The 20135-nt window shown below is 41.4% G+C and carries 18 protein-coding genes; 11 read left to right on the top strand and 7 right to left on the bottom strand.

The window, feature by feature from the left end:
* Positions 1 to 764: 764 nt before the first annotated feature.
* The 4 genes from fadB to AC2SLT_RS10430 all read left to right on the top strand — a co-directional run bounded on the left by fadB (position 765) and on the right by AC2SLT_RS10430 (position 5974).
* Positions 765 to 2924, top strand: coding sequence for a fatty acid oxidation complex subunit alpha FadB (gene fadB / locus AC2SLT_RS10445; RefSeq protein WP_486547593.1), 2160 nt, complete (start codon positions 765 to 767; stop codon positions 2922 to 2924).
* A gap of 229 nt (positions 2925 to 3153) precedes the next feature.
* Positions 3154 to 4326: an acetyl-CoA C-acyltransferase FadA gene (gene fadA / locus AC2SLT_RS10440; protein ID WP_486547592.1), complete on the top strand. Its 1173-nt coding sequence runs from the start codon at positions 3154 to 3156 to the stop codon at positions 4324 to 4326.
* A gap of 401 nt (positions 4327 to 4727) precedes the next feature.
* On the top strand, positions 4728 to 5198 hold the full coding sequence (locus AC2SLT_RS10435) for a hypothetical protein (protein WP_486547591.1): 471 nt from the start codon (positions 4728 to 4730) through the stop codon (positions 5196 to 5198).
* Positions 5199 to 5395: 197 nt separating this feature from the next.
* Positions 5396 to 5974, top strand: coding sequence for an isochorismatase family protein (locus AC2SLT_RS10430; RefSeq protein ID WP_486547590.1), 579 nt, complete (start codon positions 5396 to 5398; stop codon positions 5972 to 5974).
* A gap of 52 nt (positions 5975 to 6026) precedes the next feature.
* Here AC2SLT_RS10430 and AC2SLT_RS10425 read toward each other — a convergent pair whose 3' ends face one another.
* A complete protein-coding gene (locus AC2SLT_RS10425; protein ID WP_486547589.1) occupies positions 6027 to 7394 on the bottom strand; it encodes an MFS transporter in 1368 nt (455 codons plus the stop codon).
* A 150-nt stretch (positions 7395 to 7544) separates the two neighbouring features.
* Between AC2SLT_RS10425 and AC2SLT_RS10420 the strand changes: the two genes are divergently transcribed.
* The gene (locus AC2SLT_RS10420; RefSeq protein WP_486547588.1) at positions 7545 to 7742 is read left to right on the top strand and encodes a hypothetical protein; all 198 of its coding nucleotides are present in this window, start codon (positions 7545 to 7547) and stop codon (positions 7740 to 7742) included.
* Between the two features lie 258 nt (positions 7743 to 8000).
* The gene (locus tag AC2SLT_RS10415; protein WP_486547641.1) at positions 8001 to 8561 is read left to right on the top strand and encodes a DUF1287 domain-containing protein; all 561 of its coding nucleotides are present in this window, start codon (positions 8001 to 8003) and stop codon (positions 8559 to 8561) included.
* Positions 8562 to 8609: 48 nt separating this feature from the next.
* Here the strand turns inward: AC2SLT_RS10415 and AC2SLT_RS10410 are convergent, their stop codons facing one another.
* The 3 genes from AC2SLT_RS10410 to asd all read right to left on the bottom strand — a co-directional run bounded on the left by AC2SLT_RS10410 (position 8610) and on the right by asd (position 10512).
* Entirely contained in the window at positions 8610 to 9287 is a 678-nt protein-coding gene (locus AC2SLT_RS10410; RefSeq protein WP_486547587.1) for a L,D-transpeptidase family protein, read from the bottom strand.
* A 44-nt stretch (positions 9288 to 9331) separates the two neighbouring features.
* A complete protein-coding gene (locus tag AC2SLT_RS10405) occupies positions 9332 to 9478 on the bottom strand; it encodes a hypothetical protein (protein WP_486547586.1) in 147 nt (48 codons plus the stop codon).
* A gap of 110 nt (positions 9479 to 9588) precedes the next feature.
* A complete protein-coding gene (gene asd, locus AC2SLT_RS10400; RefSeq protein WP_486547585.1) occupies positions 9589 to 10512 on the bottom strand; it encodes an archaetidylserine decarboxylase in 924 nt (307 codons plus the stop codon).
* A gap of 260 nt (positions 10513 to 10772) precedes the next feature.
* Between asd and dtd the strand changes: the two genes are divergently transcribed.
* The 3 genes from dtd to phoR all read left to right on the top strand — a co-directional run bounded on the left by dtd (position 10773) and on the right by phoR (position 14381).
* The gene (gene dtd / locus AC2SLT_RS10395; RefSeq protein ID WP_486547584.1) at positions 10773 to 11213 is read left to right on the top strand and encodes a D-aminoacyl-tRNA deacylase; all 441 of its coding nucleotides are present in this window, start codon (positions 10773 to 10775) and stop codon (positions 11211 to 11213) included.
* 320 nt (positions 11214 to 11533) lie between these two features.
* Positions 11534 to 12235 carry a phosphate regulon transcriptional regulator PhoB gene (phoB, locus tag AC2SLT_RS10390; RefSeq protein WP_486547583.1) on the top strand — a complete coding sequence of 234 codons (702 nt, stop codon included), beginning with the start codon at positions 11534 to 11536 and terminating at the stop codon, positions 12233 to 12235.
* A 397-nt stretch (positions 12236 to 12632) separates the two neighbouring features.
* The gene (gene phoR / locus AC2SLT_RS10385) at positions 12633 to 14381 is read left to right on the top strand and encodes a phosphate regulon sensor histidine kinase PhoR (RefSeq protein ID WP_486547582.1); all 1749 of its coding nucleotides are present in this window, start codon (positions 12633 to 12635) and stop codon (positions 14379 to 14381) included.
* A gap of 217 nt (positions 14382 to 14598) precedes the next feature.
* On the opposite strand, the gene AC2SLT_RS10380 is transcribed toward phoR, so the two are convergent.
* The gene (locus AC2SLT_RS10380) at positions 14599 to 15081 is read right to left on the bottom strand and encodes an FKBP-type peptidyl-prolyl cis-trans isomerase (protein ID WP_486547581.1); all 483 of its coding nucleotides are present in this window, start codon (positions 15079 to 15081) and stop codon (positions 14599 to 14601) included.
* A gap of 524 nt (positions 15082 to 15605) precedes the next feature.
* Between AC2SLT_RS10380 and AC2SLT_RS10375 the strand changes: the two genes are divergently transcribed.
* A complete protein-coding gene (locus AC2SLT_RS10375; protein ID WP_486547580.1) occupies positions 15606 to 17516 on the top strand; it encodes a M61 family metallopeptidase in 1911 nt (636 codons plus the stop codon).
* Between the two features lie 103 nt (positions 17517 to 17619).
* On the opposite strand, the gene AC2SLT_RS10370 is transcribed toward AC2SLT_RS10375, so the two are convergent.
* Positions 17620 to 18219 carry a YdcF family protein gene (locus tag AC2SLT_RS10370; RefSeq protein WP_486547579.1) on the bottom strand — a complete coding sequence of 200 codons (600 nt, stop codon included), beginning with the start codon at positions 18217 to 18219 and terminating at the stop codon, positions 17620 to 17622.
* Positions 18220 to 18555: 336 nt separating this feature from the next.
* Between AC2SLT_RS10370 and AC2SLT_RS10365 the strand changes: the two genes are divergently transcribed.
* Positions 18556 to 19494, top strand: a complete 939-nt coding sequence (locus AC2SLT_RS10365; RefSeq protein WP_486547578.1) for an SH3 domain-containing protein — start codon at positions 18556 to 18558, stop codon at positions 19492 to 19494.
* On the opposite strand, the gene AC2SLT_RS10360 is transcribed toward AC2SLT_RS10365, so the two are convergent.
* Positions 19484 to 20068, bottom strand: a complete 585-nt coding sequence (locus AC2SLT_RS10360) for a DJ-1/PfpI family protein (protein ID WP_486547577.1) — start codon at positions 20066 to 20068, stop codon at positions 19484 to 19486. The genes AC2SLT_RS10365 and AC2SLT_RS10360 overlap by 11 nt on opposite strands.
* Between the last annotated feature and the right edge of the window lie 67 nt (positions 20069 to 20135).

The following is a 20135-nucleotide window of genomic DNA, read 5'->3' as shown; positions in this document are numbered from 1 at the left end:
ATTTACTGAATAAAGCTTTAGACGTTTAAATTAGCACCTCGTTCTCAACTTATTAAAACGCATTGTAGGCTGGAGCTTTTAGCCAAGCAAATCAAAACCTTTAATCAAAAATGCTGGGCTAAAGCCACAGCCTACGTTAAGAGTTGAGAATGGGGTAATAGCATAATTTTGTATGACCTAAGAGTCAGGTAATGTACTGTGACAGTAAGGGGTCAAATCCCCTACACTATCGGGCACTATCCGGCGTTGATTAGCTAACCTGCGTCATTTGTATGGGGTAATGCTTAAGCTGCTTGAAAGTAAGTACAGAGCTTTGATAGAAATAGGGCCTAAAGATAAGCATAGTCATGCAGGTAATAATACTGTAACTGGTATAAAAACTGAAATCGATACTTACAGAGTCAAAGCAGAGTAAAAGGTTTGTAGGTTATATAATACTGGCGTCACATGCTTGCTGTACTTTGTTTACTGTGCTTTGTTTAATAAATTATTATAAATTTGAATGACTTTATTTGACTTAAGGAGCCAGTGAAAGGTAATGCGTATCGTTATGTTTCCTGCTAACCTGTTGTACGTCATGCTAGCAGAATATAATAAAATCATAGGTTAGTGTCGGTAAGGCGTGTCCTATTATTCAACAAAAAACATTAAGCAAAGTTCTTGTTTTTTGGCATTTGCAAAAACACCTTTCGTTTGACAACTGATGTGATGTTGCACTCAGCATGATCAAACAAAGCTTATTTAACAATAACTAGGAGAAATACATGATTTATCAAGGTAACCGCATTACGGTGTCGACGTTAGAAGACGGCATCGTCAATATGCAATTTAATGCAGAAAATGAAAGCGTTAATAAGTTTGATGCTGATACCAATAAACAATTTGATGAAGCAGTCACTGCGTTAGAACAAGCAAAAGATATCAAAGGTTTGATTGTCACCTCAACCAAAGGCGTGTTTATCGCGGGTGCAGATATTACTGAATTCGTCGGTCACTTCAACAAAGAAGCGGCTGACATTGAAAAGTGGATTGTTGAAATTAACGGGGTGTTTAACCGCTTTGAAGACCTTCCTTTCCCGAAAGTTGCGGCGATTAATGGCGCGGCATTAGGTGGCGGCTGTGAGATGACGCTAGTCTGTGAATACCGTGTGATGGGCGAAAAAGCTCAAATTGGTCTACCAGAAACTCAATTAGGTATTTTCCCAGGCTTTGGCGGTAGTGTGCGAACCCCACGGGTTATTGGTATTGATAATGCGTTAGAAATGATCGCTACCGGTAAAGCGAAAAAGCCAGAGGAAGCTTTAAAACTAGGCTTAGTTGATGCGGTTGTGGCTCAAGATGACTTACAAGCTGCTGCTGTCGATTTGGTCAAGAAATGTATCGCAGGTGAGCTTGATTGGCAAGCGAAGCGTGAAGAGAAACTAAAACCTGTCAAATTAAATCAGCTTGAGCAAGCTATGGCATTTAACAGTGCCAAAGGGGCTATCTTTGCCAAGGCTAATCCAAAGCAGTATCCAGCCGTTGCTATCGCTGTTGAAACCATCGAAAAACACGTTAACCTACCTCGTGATGAAGCGCTTAAGATTGAAGCCTCTGGTTTTGCTAAAGCGGCAAAAACCCCGCAAGCGGAAAGCTTAGTTGGTCTGTTCTTAAATGATCAAGCGGTTAAGAAATTAGCCAAGAAACACAGTAAGCAATCACATGATATTAATGAAGCGGCTGTACTGGGTGCGGGCATCATGGGCGGCGGTATTGCCTATCAAGCGGCGTCAAAAGGTCTGCCTATTATCATGAAAGACATTAAGTCTGAGCAATTAGATTTAGGTATGGGTGAGGCGAGCAAGCTACTGGGCAAAATGGTTGAGCGCAAGAAAATGACCCCAGCACAAATGGGTGAAACGCTAAGCCGTATTCGCCCAACGCTAAACTATGGCGACTTTGGTGAAACAGATATCGTTATTGAAGCGGTTGTTGAAAATCCAAAAGTGAAACATGCCGTATTAAAAGAAGTCGAAGGCCTTGTTAAAGAAAACGCTATCTTAGCTTCAAATACGTCGACGATTTCTATTACTTATCTAGCAACTGTGCTTGAGCGCCCAGAGAACTTCGTCGGTATGCACTTCTTTAATCCGGTGCACCGTATGCCATTAGTCGAAGTCATTCGTGGCGAGAAGTCATCTGAAGAAGCCATTGCTACTACGGTTGCCTTAGCTCAGCGTATGGGTAAAGTACCTGTTGTGGTCAATGACTGCCCAGGCTTCTTAGTGAACCGTGTATTGTTCCCATACTTCGGTGCCTTCGACTTGCTATTGAAGCAAGGGGCAGACTTCGTCCATGTAGATAAAGTTATGGAGAAATTCGGTTGGCCAATGGGTCCTGCTTATCTAATTGACGTGGTTGGTTTAGATACTGGCGTACATGGCGCGGAAGTGATGGCTGAAGGCTTCCCAGATCGTATGAAGCCTGACTATAAAGGCGCTATTAAACACTTATTTGAAAACCAACGTCTTGGTCAGAAAAACGGTGTTGGCTTCTACAAATACGAAAAAGACAAACGCGGTAAGCCTAAGAAAACAGCAGATGACGCCACTTATGAGCTGTTAAAAGATACCACAGATAGCCAAGCTCAAGAGTTTTACGATCAAACCATCATTGATCGTATGATGCTAGCCTTCTGTAACGAGACGGTTCGCTGCCTAGAAGACAATATTGTCGCAACCCCTGCTGAGGCTGATATGGCGATGATTATGGGTGTTGGCTTCCCACCATTCCGCGGTGGTCCATGCCGCTATATCGATCAAGTCGGTCTTGATAACTATTTAGCACTGTGTGAGAAGTATGCTCACTTAGGTAAAGCTTATGAAGCGCCGCAGAAGATCCGTGATATGGCAGCAGCTGGCGAGACTTTTTACCCAAAAGCATAACGATTGTTGGCTCAATATGACTCGTTGATTAGTAACGAGTCAATTAAAACCCAACGGTTAATAAGTATTTAAACCATAAATAATTCAGTGATCTGCTTAACCCGTTTTGATAATAACGTTAAAACTATGAATCTTTAATACGTGTCCATTTAATAGTGATTTAAATGTTTTTTAAATAATAGCGTATGACTGGCTTAAGCAGATACTTAAAAAATTCAAGGAGTATTAAATGACGACTTTAAGTCCTAAAGACGTGGTCATCGTAGATGGCGTACGTTCTGCAATGGGTAAATCGAAAAATGGTATGTTCCGCCATGTGCGGGCAGATGATCTGTCAGCTGAGCTTATGCGAGCCTTAGTTAAGCGTAATGACTTTGATCCAAATGATATCGAAGATGTGATTTGGGGCTGTGTACAGCAGACACTAGAGCAGGCGTATAACATCGGTCGCAACAGTGCCTTAATGGCAGATATCCCAAAAACAACGGGTGGTCAAACGGTTAACCGTCTGTGTGGCTCTTCTATGCAAGCACTTCATACTGCTGCGGCGCAAATCATGACCAACCAAGGTGATATCTTCATCGTTGGTGGTGTCGAGCATATGGGTCACGTTGGCATGATGCACGGGGTGGATATTAACCCTGCTGCGTCTAAGCACTTTGCCAAAGCGTCATTCATGATGGGCCTAACGGCAGAAATGCTAGGTCGTATGAATAATGTCTCACGTGAAGAGCAAGATGCCTTCGCTCTTGAGTCACATCGCCGTGCTTGGGAAGCGACTACCGAAGGTCGTTTTGACAATGAAATCGTGGGTATCGAAGGCCATGATGCAGAAGGACGTTTGCAGCTGTGTACCGTTGACGAAGTCATCCGTCCAGATACGACGATGGAGTCACTAGCGAAGTTACGCCCTGTGTTTGATCCTGCCCATGGTACAGTGACTGCTGCCACGTCTTCTGCATTGTCAGATGGCGCTTCTGCCATGCTGGTTATGAGTGCTCAAAAAGCGAAAGACCTAGGCTTGAAGCCACGTGCTCGTATCCGCAGTATGGCAATTGCTGGTTGTGATGCTGCTATTATGGGTTATGGTCCAGTACCCGCAACTCAAAAAGCACTTAAACGTGCTGGCATGAGTCTTGATGATATGCAAACCATTGAGCTGAACGAAGCCTTTGCTGCTCAAAGCTTGTCTGTGTTAAAAGCGCTGAACTTGACGGATAAACAAGACATCATTAACGTTAATGGTGGCGCGATTGCTCTAGGTCACCCATTGGGCTGTTCTGGTGCTCGTATCGTTGTTACCTTGCTCAATGCTATGGAACAAAAAGACACTGAAATCGGTCTGGCTACGATGTGTATCGGTCTTGGTCAAGGTATCTCAACGGTTATTGAACGTATTTAACGACAACTTGGAGATCAGGTTTAGCGTTTAACTAATATACTGTCTAAGCCTTAACCCAATTCACTTTTTGTTTAGTATATCCAGCACCTTTAACATCTTGTTAGAGGTGCTTTTTTAATGTCAAGTCTATCCCGGTATTGCTATAGCAATCATAGCTAAACCATTTTGCTTTAAGAGTTTATAAAAGAGTACTTAATAGGGTTTATAATAGAATTGATTAAAGAGTTCATTAAAGTACAGAGCTAAGGTAAGATAGTGATATCACTTCTAAAAAATAACCTATCTTTGTTAGGCTCACTGAACCTACAATTTGTAACGTTCGACTTTTAGCGTTTGAGCCTTCCTCAATAGGTTGATTTCTAGATTTGGTATAAAACATTGATTGCTTAAAGAGAATAAAAATGGACACTAAAACGCAACCCTCCCAATCTCCTAAACATACCCAGTCCTCTAACTCGACTCTAAACAATAGTGCTATACGTAAAGGTAGACTAGCGAAGTTAATCGTGTTGTCAGTAATTGGAGTAGGTATTAGCTTAGCCAGCAACAGTAAAAGTTTGGCTGAATTTATTGCGAATAAAAGTGGTCAAGACAGTCTAGCGCCAATAGAGTTAGTCGGCAGTGTCAACAAAACCTTAGAGCAGTTTAGTTTCACTAGTGATCAAGGCGTGAGTTATCATGTGAACGATCCCAATAAATTGTTAGATGAGTTGGCAAAGAAGCGAGGTATTCATAGTAATTTGTATCAGATGAATAGAGTGCGTCTGCAAGCAATAGTGAGTAAAGCGGGTAATTATGGTCATATGGGCTTCTATGAACGTCAAATTACCATTGTTTCTACAGAGCCAAAACCGGTTGACCCTCATCATTAAATATGACTTAATTAGAGTCTACTAAGCCTTTATCACAGACGTTAATGGTGCGGATGTGAGGTTAATTTCTCAAAATTTTAAGTTGAGTGGCTCTAGAAAGGCGGCTACCAAAACGGCTAACAGAATTAGGTTTTATAATATTAAATCCAAATAAATAAAGAGATGAAGCAAAAATTAACCGACACAAGGAGTGTGTTATGTCATCGACAATTACCACAGATAAAACCTATCGAATCATGCGCGATAACTGTCAGGCGTTACTCATTGACGTCCAGCAAAAACTAACTCCTCATATTTATCGCAATCAAAAAATCACCAGTAAAATTGTAACCCTTCTCAAAGGGCTACAAGTGCTTGAGGTACCGATATTAGTCAATGAGCAGTACAAAAAAGGATTGGGTGAGACCTTACCCGAGATAGTGGAAGCGCTTGAGGGTGCTGACTATAAGACTATTGAAAAGGTCACTTTCAGTGCTTGCGATAATGATGAGACTTGGAATTATCTGGCGCAGCAAAACCGCATATCGGTCTTGGTGTTTGGGGTAGAAACCCATGTGTGCGTGATGCAAACGGTATTGGATTTATTAGATAATGGCATGCAGCCTGTTGTTATCGCTGATGCTACCGGCTCACGGTATGCTTATGATCGGCGTCAAGCCATTCGCAGGATGCGCCGAGCGGGTGCAGTCATTACCACGGTAGAGGCAATCTTATTTGAATTGTGTCGCTCCAGCAAAGATCCTGCGTTTAAGGCAATTAGCGAGTTGGTTAAATAAATGCGCCAAATAAGCTTGATAAACGGCTCATTAAATTTGTCCTTTCAAGAGCTTAGTTAAGGGTATCCGTTGTCACCACAGGTTTATCGCGTATTTGGATGACAATCATACTTGCTAATACAGTAGCGATAATAAGCACCCAACCTGTGGGAGTCCAACTACCTGTAAGTCCTTTAACACCTTGCATTAACAACACCATAACGACACCTCCTAAATTGCCCATCATCATCAACATAGCCACTGCTTTAGCGGATTGAGAGGGATGAACACTGTCTTCCGCGGCTGCAATTAGAAGCGGGTAACCTGCTAATAAAAAGAAGCCTAGAAAGAAACTAACTGCTAGAGCCATAGTACCCGTCGTAGAATATAACAAAGGGTAGGTAGCCCCTGCACCAACAAGGGTGGCTAATATCAAAAATACCCGTCGTTTGTTTAAATAATCCGATAATAAGGGAATACTTAACGCACCTAATATGCCCCCAATAATGAGCATGGCGGTTAAAATACCTGCCGTGACTTCAGGAATTCCTCTTGGTGCAAGAATGGGCGCAATCCAATTGCTTAAGCCATTAAAATAGCCCATGGCAATAAATACCGATAGCGAAATAAGCCACAAGCGTTTATTTTTAATTAGAGACCCGATTTCATGCAGGGAGATGGCGACCTCATGCTGTCTGGGCTTCTCTTTTACCACCACTAAAAACACCAAGACGGCAGCCGCGGTTATCACTACATTAAACAGGAGCATGCCTGAAAAACCGTAGGCTTCAATCAATGGTGCAGGAGCAAAGGCACCCAATGCGGTCGCTAAGAACATGCCACCCATAATCACACCGGTTACCGTGGCTATTTGTGACTTATCAAACCAGTCTGTGGTGACCTGATTGATCGCATTGGTAATATAAGGTTGAGCGATGGCAATGAGCAATTGCCCGCCAAACGCGATCCAATAGCTGTCTACCCCTAACCAACGTATAATTGCCCCTATTAACATTAACACAGAGGCATAACTGACGACCTTCTTATAGCCCACATTATCTAATATCTTACCGGAATGAATGGCTAAAACCACGAATACAATGGGGAACATCAAAGTTAATAGGTTCGCTAAGAATTCACTGACCCCAAAGTGAGATTGGGTACTGATGATAATAGTAGCAAAGGTTAACCATAAAAACTGATTGACGCCTAGTAGAAGAGAAAATCCAGCGATAATGAGCCATTTATTATGCGGTTTTTTATTAGCATTAATATTGCTAGGATCAGGCTTATTAGAATTATTAGAATTATTAGGTTGTAGGGGATCAGACGGTTTGTTTTGAGTAGAGTGGGGTGTGGTATCGGTATTTAGACTGATAGTATTATTTATACTGGTGCTGGTGCTGTTATTGATACTAGTAGTACCGTTAGGCGGTTGCATGAACGCTCCTTGTCTAAAACAATAACGATATCGATATCGATAAATTTATTATGACCCTTAAATGTATAATTAACAACGACAATCTATTTTATGACATCGCTAAGATTAGACCCTAAATAGTGTTATAGACGAATAAAGAGATAATTAAAAATGGCGATTCATAGTACAACGGCTAACCATACCTTCATAGATATCGATAAAGTGACACAGTTTTTGTTAGAGTTGGAAGCGCTTAAAAGGGTTAATCGGCGCAGTTATGTGACCCATACGACCCGTCTTGAGTTTGCGACAGAGCAGGGATGGTTGATTGATGATAACCAGAAGCATAGCCAAATGAATAAACAGTAGAATAAATAAAGTATCTCATTGCTGAGATCTGCAAATGGGTTCAGCAAGTTTTTAGGTGTTTTGACTTATTAAAATTCAAAATATTCACTATTTTTCCATGTAAAACTGCTTCATTTTGTTTATAGTTATTAAACATTAAACATTAAACATTAAACATTAAACATTAAACATTAAACATTAAACATTAAACAGGGAAGATAATGAGTGATAAAACATAATGAACGTAGCCGTAGCCTAAAGTCCATCGCATTCACCAGTCTGCTGCTGGCGACAATAGGGTTCGCTCAGATCGCGGTTGCCCAAACGACCAGCCATGGTGAAAAACTGGCGAGGGATGCCAAAAAGCAAATCGGGGTGACAGTCAGCTATGACCCAACCTATCGTAGCTTAGACTTTCCACGGGGTGATGTCGATCCGTCGACCGGGGTGTGTACCGATGTGGTAATACGTGCGTATCGTTTGCAAAATATAGATTTGCAGCAGTTGGTCAATGTAGACATGCGGCGTCATTTTTCAGCCTATCCCAATAATTGGGGATTAAAGTCAACGGATAAAAATATTGACCATCGCCGAGTGCCTAATCTAGAGACATTTTTTGCGCGTCATGGTCAATCTTTATCAACCACTGATAAGGCTAGCTTTAAGGCGGGAGATATTGTGAGTTGGCGTCTACCCGGTAATAACTTACCCCATATTGGTATCGTCTCCGATAAGGTGGCCACAGACGGTACACCACTGATTATTCATAACATTGGGCAAGGAACCAGAGAGGAGAATGTACTGTTTCGCTTCCCTATCAAAGGCCATTATCGCTATTAGGTGTACGTTTGAGCCAAACTAAGCTATTAAATAGTGTTTAGTTAACGGCTACCACACGATTTCTATCGGAGTGCCCACTTTTACGGCGCTCATAATTTCATCCATCTCCTGATTAGTGACCGCAATGCAGCCATCAGTCCAGTTACGCTGCTGATTGAGCGTGGTAAATTGTTCATAGCCATTCATTTGTCCATGTATCATGATAGCGCCACCAGGACTGACGCCCCGCGCTTTGGCATTGGCAATATCTGTCTCATTGGGATAGCTGATATGAATCGAGCGGTAGGCAATAGAGTTTTCATTTTTCCAATCAAGGGTGTAAAGTCCTTCTGGTGTCCGTTCATCCCCTTCCTTTTGTTTATGTCCTTTGGGGGCATCACCCAGCGCAATGTGGTAGCTTTTCACAGCCTTGTCATCTTGCAATAGATACATTTTTTGTGATGATTTGTCCACATACACCTTATTTATCGTCGCCTCTGACAAGCTATATGGCGAGGGATCAAAGTGTCTGTCATGGTGAGTCGGTGACTGTGTCGCTTTTATTGAATTTTGTTCAGGTGTCTCTATCGGCGCCAACTCATCTTCTGTGTTTGCAGACAGATTAATAACACCAAAGCCAGTTAGCAAGGTATAAGCTGCCAATAACAACACCGCCATCAATAGGATACCTTTTATATAAAATGACCTAACTTTGTCAGGCTTATTGAGCTTACTGTTTGCAGTCACCTTCTTGCTCCTAAATAGGTTGATTTATAGATTTGGGATGATGTTTATGGATTGAGGCGATTTTTTTTGCGTTGTTTAGCTGTAGTGACAGCGTCATTAGGATGGGTATTTGTTGATGTGGTTAAGGGTTTTAGGGGCGGTTTAGATGAGGGTCTAGAAGGCGGTTTAGAAGGCGTTTTAGAGAGCGGCATGGGTTAACTCCTATAAAAAAGCGGCTAAAAAAGCAAACGACTTTTTATTATGGTGATAACCCATGAAAGTTATCGGGACAATGAATGGATTTTAGATGAAAAAACAGCGCCTAGTGCTGAGCCACACCTAACAGTTGCCCCATAGCAACCGCTGAACCATGTTCTATATCTTGCTTCCAGCTAACGCCAGCTGATTTTGGCAGTAACACAATGGCCGTGGATCCTAGATAAAAACGGCCTAATTCGTCGCCTTTTTTTAGCGATATATTATGCGTCAGTGTTTGGATGTCTTTACTGCGATCTATCTTACCTGTTGCCACCGTCTCGATACCAGCGACTATCATCGCACCGACCAATACCACAACCGCATGACCATACTCAGTCTCAAACACACACACCAAACGCTCATTACGGGCGAATAAGTCTGGCACATTCTCTGCGGTGACGTTATTGACAGAAAATAGCGTACCAGGCACATAACGGGTCTCGATCAAGGTGCCATCAAAAGGCATATGTACGCGGTGATAATTGCTGGGTGCTAGATAGACGGTGGCAAAGCAGCCTCCATCGTAATAATGTTTGTCCTGATTTTCCAAATCAGCAAGTAGATGACCGACATCATAATGACGCCCTTTGGCTTGCAGCAATTGGTTTTGTTCAATATATCCAATTTGGGATACCATGCCATCTGCTGGTGAGACAATACCATTTACGGTACTATCAATCGGACGTGCCTGCTCGTCTAACTCACGGGTAAAAAAGTCATTGAAGCTTTTGAAGTCAGCCAGATTCTTTCGTGCATAATCATCCAAAGTAATACCGTAGGCCTTGGCAAAAGTATGAACAAAAACCTTTTTAACGATAGGGTTTTGACTGGCCGCAAGTCGCCCCGCCGTTTCGCTGAGTTTTTGCTGAGGCACTACCTGCTGTAGGGTAGTAAATAGTCCATCGCGCGTCAGAAGATGCTGAGTTTGTTTTTTTAAAGAGGATTTAGCAATATTTTTTATAGTAGTAATAGTTTTCAAAGTTTTCATAGTTGTCCTATGGTTTTAGTCTGTTCAATTCAGTTAAAAGGTTAAGTTAGTTTAGCTTTTTATACCACCATGAACAGAATATCAAAATTAATCAATGGCACTGTCTATAGCGTTCAGGCCATTTGGGATGACACGTTAGCATGCGCTTAGTTTATCATGTTTGTTTCGATTATTTGGCACCTTAGTCAGGCGGTGTTTTATGTCTATAACCTATTTACAAGAATCAGCTTACAAGAATCAGCTTAAAGTGGAGAATAATAATGAAAGCATTAATACAGCGTGTTTTAAAGGCCAGTGTTACTGTTGACGGTATGGTCGTTGGAGACATAGAGCAAGGGGTATTGGCCTATATTGGTATTGGTCATGAAGATACGCCAGAGACTGCCCAAAAAATGGTGGATAAGATCCTGACATACCGTATTTTTGAAAATGATGCTGGCAAGCTTGATAAAAACGTCCAGCAAGTTGCGGGCGGTGTTTTATTGGTGTCGCAGTTTACGTTAATGGCAAAAACTGACAAGGGTCGTCGACCTGATTTTGGTGGAGCAATGCCTCCCGATAGGGCCAAGCAACTGTTTGAGACATTCGTAGAGTATGCCAGATCTCAGTATGCGCCTATTGCATCTGGAGAGTTTGGGGCAAATATGCTGGTTCAAGCGGACAATGATGGGCCACTCAATTTCATATTAGAAGTCAATTAATCTCATAAATTGGCATAACTGTCTTTTGATAACTTATCATTAAGGGTTGATTTATTTATATTAATAAATCATTAAAGGAGAATAACTCCATTTTCAACATCGATTGTCATCTATTTGTCATAATTGTCAGGTGTAATATAACGGTCATATTTAGACTGTCATTTTTTTGAAATACGGTTATTAAGATAAATGATTTTTGTTTATTTTGGAAATACGTAAGTCCAAATATTACGAGGCGTAAGCTTTGAAGATATAGGCCGAAAACCAAAGCTTGTTTGATAAATATACAATTAGTAGGTCAATTATAGGAAATTACTGACATGAACTCCGAAAAGATATTAGTAGTAGAAGACGAACCGGCCATACGTGAGATGATAGTCACTACTCTGGAAATGGCAGGTTTTGAGTGCATGCAAGCCGAAGATGTGAATGAGGCTCATAATAAGGTGGTAGATCATAGACCTGCTTTAATTTTGTTAGACTGGATGTTACCCGGCAATCAATCGGGCATTGATTTGTGTCGCCGCTTAAAAAAAGATGACCTTTTGTCTGAAACACCCATTATTATGTTAACGGCTAGAGGCGAGGAAGATAACAAGGTTCAGGGACTTGATGCCGGCGCAGATGATTATATTACCAAGCCCTTCTCAACGCGTGAATTGATATCAAGAATTAAAGCAGTACTGCGTCGCAGCAGTGCCTTATCTGGCGATAAGCCCATCGAAGCCGAAGGCTTAAGTTTAGATCCCGTCAGCCAACGTCTGTCTGCCGATGGTATGCCTATCGAGATTGGTCCGACAGAATATCGTCTGCTCGCCTTCTTTATGAGTCACCCAGAACGGGCTTATACGCGCACGCAGCTGTTAGACCAAGTATGGGGCGGTAATGTCTATGTTGAAGATCGAACCATTGATGTGCATATTCGCCGTTTGCGCAAAGTGCTTGAGCCTTATAACTACGCTGGGTTTATTCAGACGGTACGCGGAACGGGTTATCGTTTCTCAACGCAAGTGAATGGTTAGTTGACCTTAGGCGTGAAATCATAGCGTAAATGGGGTCACGCCCTATATAGAGTGGCTTAAGGTGTCACTCATATCTAACTTAGCGTGGCTGTGCTACGTGCTATTTGAGCCATCACTTTCAGGTTATATTAGCCTTTCTAAAAATAATCTATCCTAACCTTGTTAGATTCGTTCAGGCTCACTGAATCGACTATTTGTAACGTTTGACCTATCCTTCTTTGAGAGGTCGATTTTTAGATTTGCTATAATGTGAATTGACCAACTATATTTTATGAATCATAATTTTTAGTGTCCAATTTTGCTTAATGGCACAATTTTACCTAGTGCCACACCTCCTCAGCATAACCTGATCCCTCTATACTAGATAGGATATCGCTCGCCCAACATTGAGAAAGTCATGAGTCAATCGCCAGAACATAAACCAAATGCAAAAACGAGCGTTGAGCAAGACACTAAGATCAAGCAAGCCTCTAATTTGAAAGTTCGAAACAAAGATAATAGGGATATGCACGAAAAACCCTTTGCTTCTGTCTTATTATCTAATGACGATACAGAGGATATGGCAGACGGCTTAACGACTAAATCGCCCAATAAGTCTACCAATAAGACGACCAATAACTCGCCTAATAAGCTGTCCAATACTGTACCTAATAAAACCGTGCAAGACAGCGTTAATGACTCTGCTAAGGGTAGCACTCAAAATCCTAAAAAAACAACAAGTACCACGTCGAAGTTTACCAACAAGTTCACCTTGCCAAACCATATTGGTCAAGCCCCAAGCCTACTTCCCAGCCAGTTAACCCCTCAAACTCAAGCGCAACGTGCTGAAACTGAAAAGCATGGATCGGTCATATTTTGGTCAGACTTTAAATGGTTGATCGTTATGATTATCGCTGGCGCTGGTCTTGGGTGGTATATTGACTCGGTCGCTTGGGGGATTATTATCGGGCTGTTGGTTTATTATATTTGGCGATTGTATGCGATACAGCAGTTTTATAATTGGATGAATCAGTCCTTGACGCTACCCCCTCCTGACTTTTCAGGAAGTATGACGTTTATGGCAAGCCAGCTATATGAAAGTAAAAAGCAGGAGCAACTGACCAATCAGAAAATGATGGGGCTCATAAAAAAGATTCGTAGCTCATTGCTGGCGCTGCAAGATGCCGTTATTTTACTTGATGGTAATGACAGCTTGGAGTGGTGGAACCAAGCGGCTGAAAACCTGTTGGCATTACGATCTGAAGATCAAGGCAGAAGTATCTTAGATCTCATCGATGTACCCGAATTTGAACAGTATTACACCACAGCGACGTCTCCAAATGAAGGTCTACGTCTTCGATCATGGCGAGATTATGAGCGGTTTTTACAATGTGAAGTGACTCACTTTGGTAATGAAAAGCTACTGATCATCTATGATGTCACGCGTTTACAGCACTTAGAGCAGATGCGTAAAGACTTCGTTGGTAATGTCTCACATGAGCTACGTACGCCGCTAACCGTACTGATGGGATATATTGAGACCTTCTCTGATCAACCTGATTTAGACCCAAAATGGCAACGCGGTTTTAATTTGATGACTCAGCAGACTGAGCGTATGAATCGTATCATTAATGACTTGCTGTTGCTGTCACGATTAGAGAATGAAGAGTCCATTCAGTTTGGTCGTGTTGATATGCCAAAGCTATTAACCAGCATTTTTGATGATGCACAAATATATAATAAACAATATGGTCACTTTATAGATCTGCATATCGATTCACAAAAAAACGTCTATGGCTCTGAAGTGTATTTAAATAGTGCTTTGTTAAATCTGGTGACCAATGCCATTAAATATACCCCTCATGGTGGAGAGATTGGCATAACTTGGCAAGAAGTGAAGGGCGGGTGTTTATTTTCTGTGACTGATAATGGACTGGGTATAGCCAGTGAGCATATTGACCGATTAACTGAGCGTTTTTATCGAGTGGATAGTGGACGTAGCCGTGCGACGGGGGGTACTGGACTAGGCTTGGCAATTGTAAAACACGTGGCTTATCAACATGACGCGAAGCTGACTATTGAGTCCATTGAGGGTAAAGGGTCTACCTTTAATATTTTCTTTCCTGAGAAGAGAATCTACCGAGAAGACGATGTAGAATCGCTATAAATAACTCATTGTTAACAGTTAAGGTAGGCTATGGCTTTAGCCCAGCACTTTGATTAAAGGTCTTGACTTGCTGGGCTAAAAGCACCGTCTAACAGGCAATTTTAATAAGTTGAGAACGGGTATCAATAGTAAATAAATAAAAAAGAGTCGTTCAATAAAGAACGACTCTTTTATGTGTCTTAACGAGTAGACTTAAGCTAAAACGTAAGCTCAGCGATTAGTGCTGAACGCCGCCTGCGCCATGGACATGGCCATGGTTCAATTCGTCTTCAGTCGCCGCGCGTACTTCAACGATTTCAACATCGAAGCTTAATTTCTTACCCGCTAATGGATGGTTAGCATCAACCGTCACTGTGTCATCATTAACATCAGTTACGGTCACTAGCATCACTTGACCTTCCGCCTCTGACTGAAACTGCATACCAGGCTGGATATCCTCAACACCTTGGAAGTTAGCACGGGGTACTTTTTGAACCGCTTGTTCTTGGTATTCGCCATACGCATCAGCAGGTTCAATAACGGCAGTTAGTGAATCGCCTGCAGACTTGCCTTCTAACTCTTTTTCAAGACCTGGGATAATGTTGTTGTGGCCATGAAGGTAGGCTAAAGGCTCACCTTGAGACTGGTCAATAACGTTACCATTCTCGTCTTTTAGAATGTAGTTAAAGCGTACGGCAGTATCTTTTGCGATAGTTGTCATAAATATTCCTAAAATATAAGGGGTCAGTAAATTTAAAAGTACACAATAAAGAAGGATGTTTATAAAGCATAGTTATCATTTATGCCACACCTCTACTAATTGCCTTGTCTATTAGATTGCGATGATAGACAAAAGTTTCAAGCCTATACTCTCAAATAAATTGAGAAATTGCGAAGTTTTTTTACAAATTTTAAAAATATAAAATTTAATTTGGTGATTTAGGTCAAAAATTGAGCAAAAATATTTTATGGTCAATTAAAGGGTTATTATTATAGGGTTTATATATTAGGACATATATTTTTAGGCGTTTAAGTTCTAAACGTTTAAAGCACGACCTCAGCAAAATAACGTGTTGCTTGAAGTTTATTCGTAAGCCCCTTATCTTACTGATAATACCCACTTTAAAATAATCGCATTTTAAGATAACTGAACTGGTATAACATAAACCGAGACTAAAAGTTAACTCTTTTAAATGTTAAAAATAAATGTAAAAACGAATAATTAAAATGGACATTGGTAATATTATGACAACGACAGCCACTCAAAACACCGCATCACAAACCATCAAATCCACCTTAGACTTTAGCCGATTTAATCAGCACTTGGTCGATGTCACCTTAACGTTTGTCGCTCATCAAGATGCACCAACCTTATGGTTACCTGCTTGGATACCGGGTAGTTACTTAATGCGCGAGTTTGCACGCAACATCACTGCGGTTCATTATCAAACTTATGAGGACGATAAAGGTCAAAGTGGCAAGACTTTACGTAGCAATAGGTTACGCGCGAACAAGCTAAGCAAAAACGAATGGCAGTTAACCGATCTGAAATTTGGAGAGGCCGTCGAGGTCACCTATGAAGTGTATTGTTATGATTTATCGGTGCGTACCGCTTATGTCGATCAGACACGCTTATATGGTAATTTTACCTCGCTAGTACTGGCCGTAGAGGGTCAAGAAAACGCAGCGGTTGAGGTCACTTTAAGCGTGCCACAAGCGTTTTATGACGGCAACAACACCTCTGATAAAACACAAAAACCCATCAAAATTGCCTGTGGTCTAAAACATACTCATATCCATAACGACGCCCAACATTATTACCATCTTGAGGCCGATAATTACCACGAATTAATCGATTATCCGTTTGAAATTGCCCCACAAGACGAGTTTGACTTTATCATCCATGATGTACATCATCAATCACTACCGCATCGCTTTTACCTCTCTGGCAAGCATACCGCCAATATCGGTAGGTTACAGAAAGATATTACCCACATCTGCCAAACCTATCTAAACTGGTTAGGTGATGCCCCTTATAGCCTTGATGGATCAGGCCACTATTCCTTTATGACCTATGCCAGTGGCAACGACTATGGAGGGCTTGAGCATATTAACTCAACCAGCCTCGTCACCCCACGTAGTGACTTACCTACAGCGCAAGAGTCGGACGAACCCAGCGAAGCGTATCAGCGCTTTTTAGGCTTATGTAGTCATGAATATTTTCATTCATGGTGGGTGAAAACCGTTCGTCCCGATGTTATGCTTGACGTAGACTTACGCCGTGAGGCATATACGCCACTACTTTGGGTATTTGAAGGCTTTACGTCATACATTGACGACTTTATGCTACAAGCCTCAGGCGTGGTCAGTAAAGACAGCTATCTTAAATTGTTGGGGGCACAGATTAACCGCTACACCCAAACTCATGGCCGTACCTTGCAAAGCGTTGCAGAATCGAGTTTTGACGCTTGGATTAAGTTATATCGGGCCGATGAAAACACCGGTAACGCAGGCATTAGCTACTACAATAAAGGGGCGCTAGTGGCCTTATGTTTAGACCTCACGTTGATGGAGTATAGCGATGGCAAATACCGTATTTTCGATGTGGTCAAAGCCTTTTATGCCAAAGCTAAAGCTGAAAACAGCAAACGCATTGGCATGGATAATGACAATCTTGAAGCGGTTATCAGTCAATTTATCGACACACAAGTATGGCTAGACTTCAAAGCCCGTTATGTTGACGGCGTAGAAGAGTTACCAATCAAGCAGCTACTTGAGGCCAATGGCGTTAGTCTTAGCGTTGACGATAAAGACAATACCTTAGCGTGGGGCATTGCGGTTAGCGAAACCTCAGAGGGGTTAAACGTCAACAAAGTATTGCGTGATAGCGTGGCCAGTGAGGCAGGGTTATCAGCGAAAGACATCATAGTTGCGATTGACGGCGTTAAAGCGACCAAAAAACAACTACAAAGCGTTGCAGAGTCAAATCTTGACGCTATTGAGTGTCATGCGTTCCGTCGTGATGAGCTAATGCTCTTTACTGTTGCCAATAAAACTCAATCGGGCATTACCGCCAATCCTAGTTTAGAAAAAGTGAGTTTGAGTTTAAACGACTCAGGGTATGAGCAATGGTTGACGCCTAGCTTTGTAAAGTAGTTTTTTGAAGTAGCTTTGTAAAGTGGTATGGTAAAGTATCTGTTGAGGTAAGGATTATTGAGCATCTAAGACTACAACGTCTAAAAAGAGTCGAATGAATCCTTTAATTCTTACCCACCAATATTCCCATAGAATAATAGAACGTCTCATAAACTAAAGATTTCAACTTTGGTATTAGCGAACGATACATAGATGTCTGCGTTGGTGAAGGCTGGCAGGTCATATCATGGTGTACCGCCAATGCTAGGGCTCGTTTCATATGCAAGGGGTCTGACACGATTAAACAGGTTTTATAGTCCAGACTATCCATTATTTGCTTAGCTTCAATAAGATTCTCAATGGTATATTTCGACTCTTCCTCAATTAAAATAGCTACTTCTGGCACACCTTGGTTAATCAAATAACGTTTGGCGATTTCGCTATCTGATACGCTAGACCCTATGCCAAATCCCCCTGTCAAAATGATTCTTTCTACCTTATCTTGGTCATATAAATACTTAGCATGATTAATTCTTTCTCTAAATACGGGAGAGGGCAAACCTTTAGCAGTGCCTGCACCTAACACAATAGCAACGTCAGATTTCGCATCGGAATAGACTTTCGAAAATTGATATATTTGGGTGCTATTAAACAAGAGAAAGCCTAAGCCAGCGGTCAATAAGATAAGCACAATACGTTTAATATATTTAAGAGTCGTTATCATTTATTCATCATTATTTATTAAAAAAGTATCAAAAAGATATATATTTTAAATTATTTTGAAGGAAACTAGATGAATAAACCGAGTTGTTTATGTGGCATTTAAGCATCTCAATATTCGATTAAGTTGGGCATTAGGTTTTTCATTCGCGCTGCATTTGCCAATTTGGGGTTAATGCTTATCGATAATTCAATCAATGGAGAGTTGATGGAAAAGGTGTTAAAGCGTTTCACTTTGAATAGTATTGTATTAGTATTATGAGTGTAAGAGCACCTGTTATGCTTACCCCCTCTAATTTAACGGGTTTATGACTTATCTATATCATCCATTGAGAAATTTATGAAACCTAAGATGCCATCCTTGCCTCTTCTTACGCTCTTATTTATGGCATTTTTATCGCCTACAGCCTATGCGCTTGAATCCAGCGATGACTATGAAATTATAGATATCTTTGAAGATGAGTCGTTTGCGAACTATATAGAGGAAGATGAACCTTACGCTCAATATATATTTGAAGTTGAAAAGGGTAGCACCCAGAAGGTTTTTACTAACCACAGTAACGTGCGCCGTCAGCCTAATTTATCATCCGAAGTAATAGATCAGTTAGCAGTAGGACAAGAGGTTGTTATTATCCAACCAGCATCGGTATTAGAGTTAGGACTACGCTCAGCACATTGGTATAAGGTCCAATATAAGAAGGATAATAAAACCCATACCGGCTATATATGGGGTGCTAACTTAAGTATCGGTTATCGACACTTAGAGGGTTATGATTTTTTATTAGGTGTTAATCAAGCATCAGACGCTAATAATAATACCGATGTCGATATGGGTGTCAAAGTAATTAAGGACAATAAACTAAAGCAAAGCGTGGTATTTAGCGCCTATTACGAAAGTTTGACCAGCGTTGACTTTAAATGGGGGAGAAATACAGGACTTAAGGGTGTATCAGGGCTTTTAACCGCTAGTGTATCTGGTGAGGCGTGTGGCATTCCTACCAGCTCTAAGCATATGTTATGGGATGGAAACAGACTTATCGAACTGCCCACATTAACCAGTGTTGCAGATGCAGATATTTATTATCATGGAGAGGACTATATTTTTCCGAACGATAAAGGCGGTAAAGCGGGGCATATCATTATGCATATGGAAGAATCCGCCGATGAAGAGGTATTTGAGAATGATGTGCTACAACCGAGTAATAAAGTAATTAAGCAAACCATGTACCGATGGTTAGTGGACAGAGATGGCAGAAATGGTAGGTTTATTAAACTTTAATCGGCTTATCAGATGCCCAGCGATATTCTGTTTCTTTAGCCACTTGCTGAGCAACCTCAATACCATGCCTATCTGCAATAAAGCCCAATGCCATATCCATGCCAGCACTCACGCCAGCAGAAGTGTAGTATTTGCCATCGACCACCCAGCGGGCGTGTTTAATCCAGTTGACGCTATCAGATTGTGATGTTGCCCATTCCCATGCTATCTTATTAGATGTCGCTTGCTTATCATCGAGTAAGCCTGCTTTCGCTAACAAAGCACTGCCCGTACAAACGGACAATACCCACTCAGCGGTATCAGCAAGTTGACGTAAGTTTTCTAAGAATTGAGTATGATTAACTAGCTGTCGAGTGCCAAGTCCACCGACGACCAATAAAATATCGGTAGGGTTCGGTAAATTGGTAACAGAGTGAGTCGGCACGGATACACCGTGGGCATTATGAATTAACCCGCCGTTTTGGGAACAAAACTGAACAGTATAACGGTCATTGAGTCTGCCAAACATCTCAACAGGGCCGAAGAGGTCTAAGGTTTCGAAGTCATCGAATATCAAAGCGCTAATCGTTTGCATATTATTTATCCTCAGTATGTATGAGCAGTATTAAGATCAGGATTTATTTATTTCGTTTATACCTACT

Source organism: Psychrobacter sp. CX18, from assembly GCF_057396215.1.
This window is presented reverse-complemented; position numbering and strand designations above follow the sequence as displayed.

Excerpts from the sequence above, each read along its gene's own strand:
- phoB (WP_486547583.1), top strand. The coding sequence starts at position 11,534 with ATGAACTCCGAAAAGATATTAGTAGTAGAAGACGAACCGGCCATACGT.
- dtd (WP_486547584.1), top strand. The coding sequence starts at position 10,773 with ATGAAAGCATTAATACAGCGTGTTTTAAAGGCCAGTGTTACTGTTGAC.
- AC2SLT_RS10435 (WP_486547591.1), top strand. The coding sequence starts at position 4,728 with ATGGACACTAAAACGCAACCCTCCCAATCTCCTAAACATACCCAGTCC.
- AC2SLT_RS10365 (WP_486547578.1), top strand. The coding sequence starts at position 18,556 with ATGAAACCTAAGATGCCATCCTTGCCTCTTCTTACGCTCTTATTTATG.
- fadB (WP_486547593.1), top strand. The coding sequence starts at position 765 with ATGATTTATCAAGGTAACCGCATTACGGTGTCGACGTTAGAAGACGGC.
- AC2SLT_RS10375 (WP_486547580.1), top strand. The coding sequence starts at position 15,606 with ATGACAACGACAGCCACTCAAAACACCGCATCACAAACCATCAAATCC.
- phoR (WP_486547582.1), top strand. The coding sequence starts at position 12,633 with ATGAGTCAATCGCCAGAACATAAACCAAATGCAAAAACGAGCGTTGAG.
- AC2SLT_RS10420 (WP_486547588.1), top strand. The coding sequence starts at position 7,545 with ATGGCGATTCATAGTACAACGGCTAACCATACCTTCATAGATATCGAT.
- AC2SLT_RS10380 (WP_486547581.1), bottom strand. The coding sequence starts at position 15,081 with ATGACAACTATCGCAAAAGATACTGCCGTACGCTTTAACTACATTCTA.
- fadA (WP_486547592.1), top strand. The coding sequence starts at position 3,154 with ATGACGACTTTAAGTCCTAAAGACGTGGTCATCGTAGATGGCGTACGT.
- AC2SLT_RS10425 (WP_486547589.1), bottom strand. The coding sequence starts at position 7,394 with ATGCAACCGCCTAACGGTACTACTAGTATCAATAACAGCACCAGCACC.
- AC2SLT_RS10370 (WP_486547579.1), bottom strand. The coding sequence starts at position 18,219 with ATGATAACGACTCTTAAATATATTAAACGTATTGTGCTTATCTTATTG.
- AC2SLT_RS10360 (WP_486547577.1), bottom strand. The coding sequence starts at position 20,068 with ATGCAAACGATTAGCGCTTTGATATTCGATGACTTCGAAACCTTAGAC.
- AC2SLT_RS10405 (WP_486547586.1), bottom strand. The coding sequence starts at position 9,478 with ATGCCGCTCTCTAAAACGCCTTCTAAACCGCCTTCTAGACCCTCATCT.
- AC2SLT_RS10430 (WP_486547590.1), top strand. The coding sequence starts at position 5,396 with ATGTCATCGACAATTACCACAGATAAAACCTATCGAATCATGCGCGAT.
- asd (WP_486547585.1), bottom strand. The coding sequence starts at position 10,512 with ATGAAAACTTTGAAAACTATTACTACTATAAAAAATATTGCTAAATCC.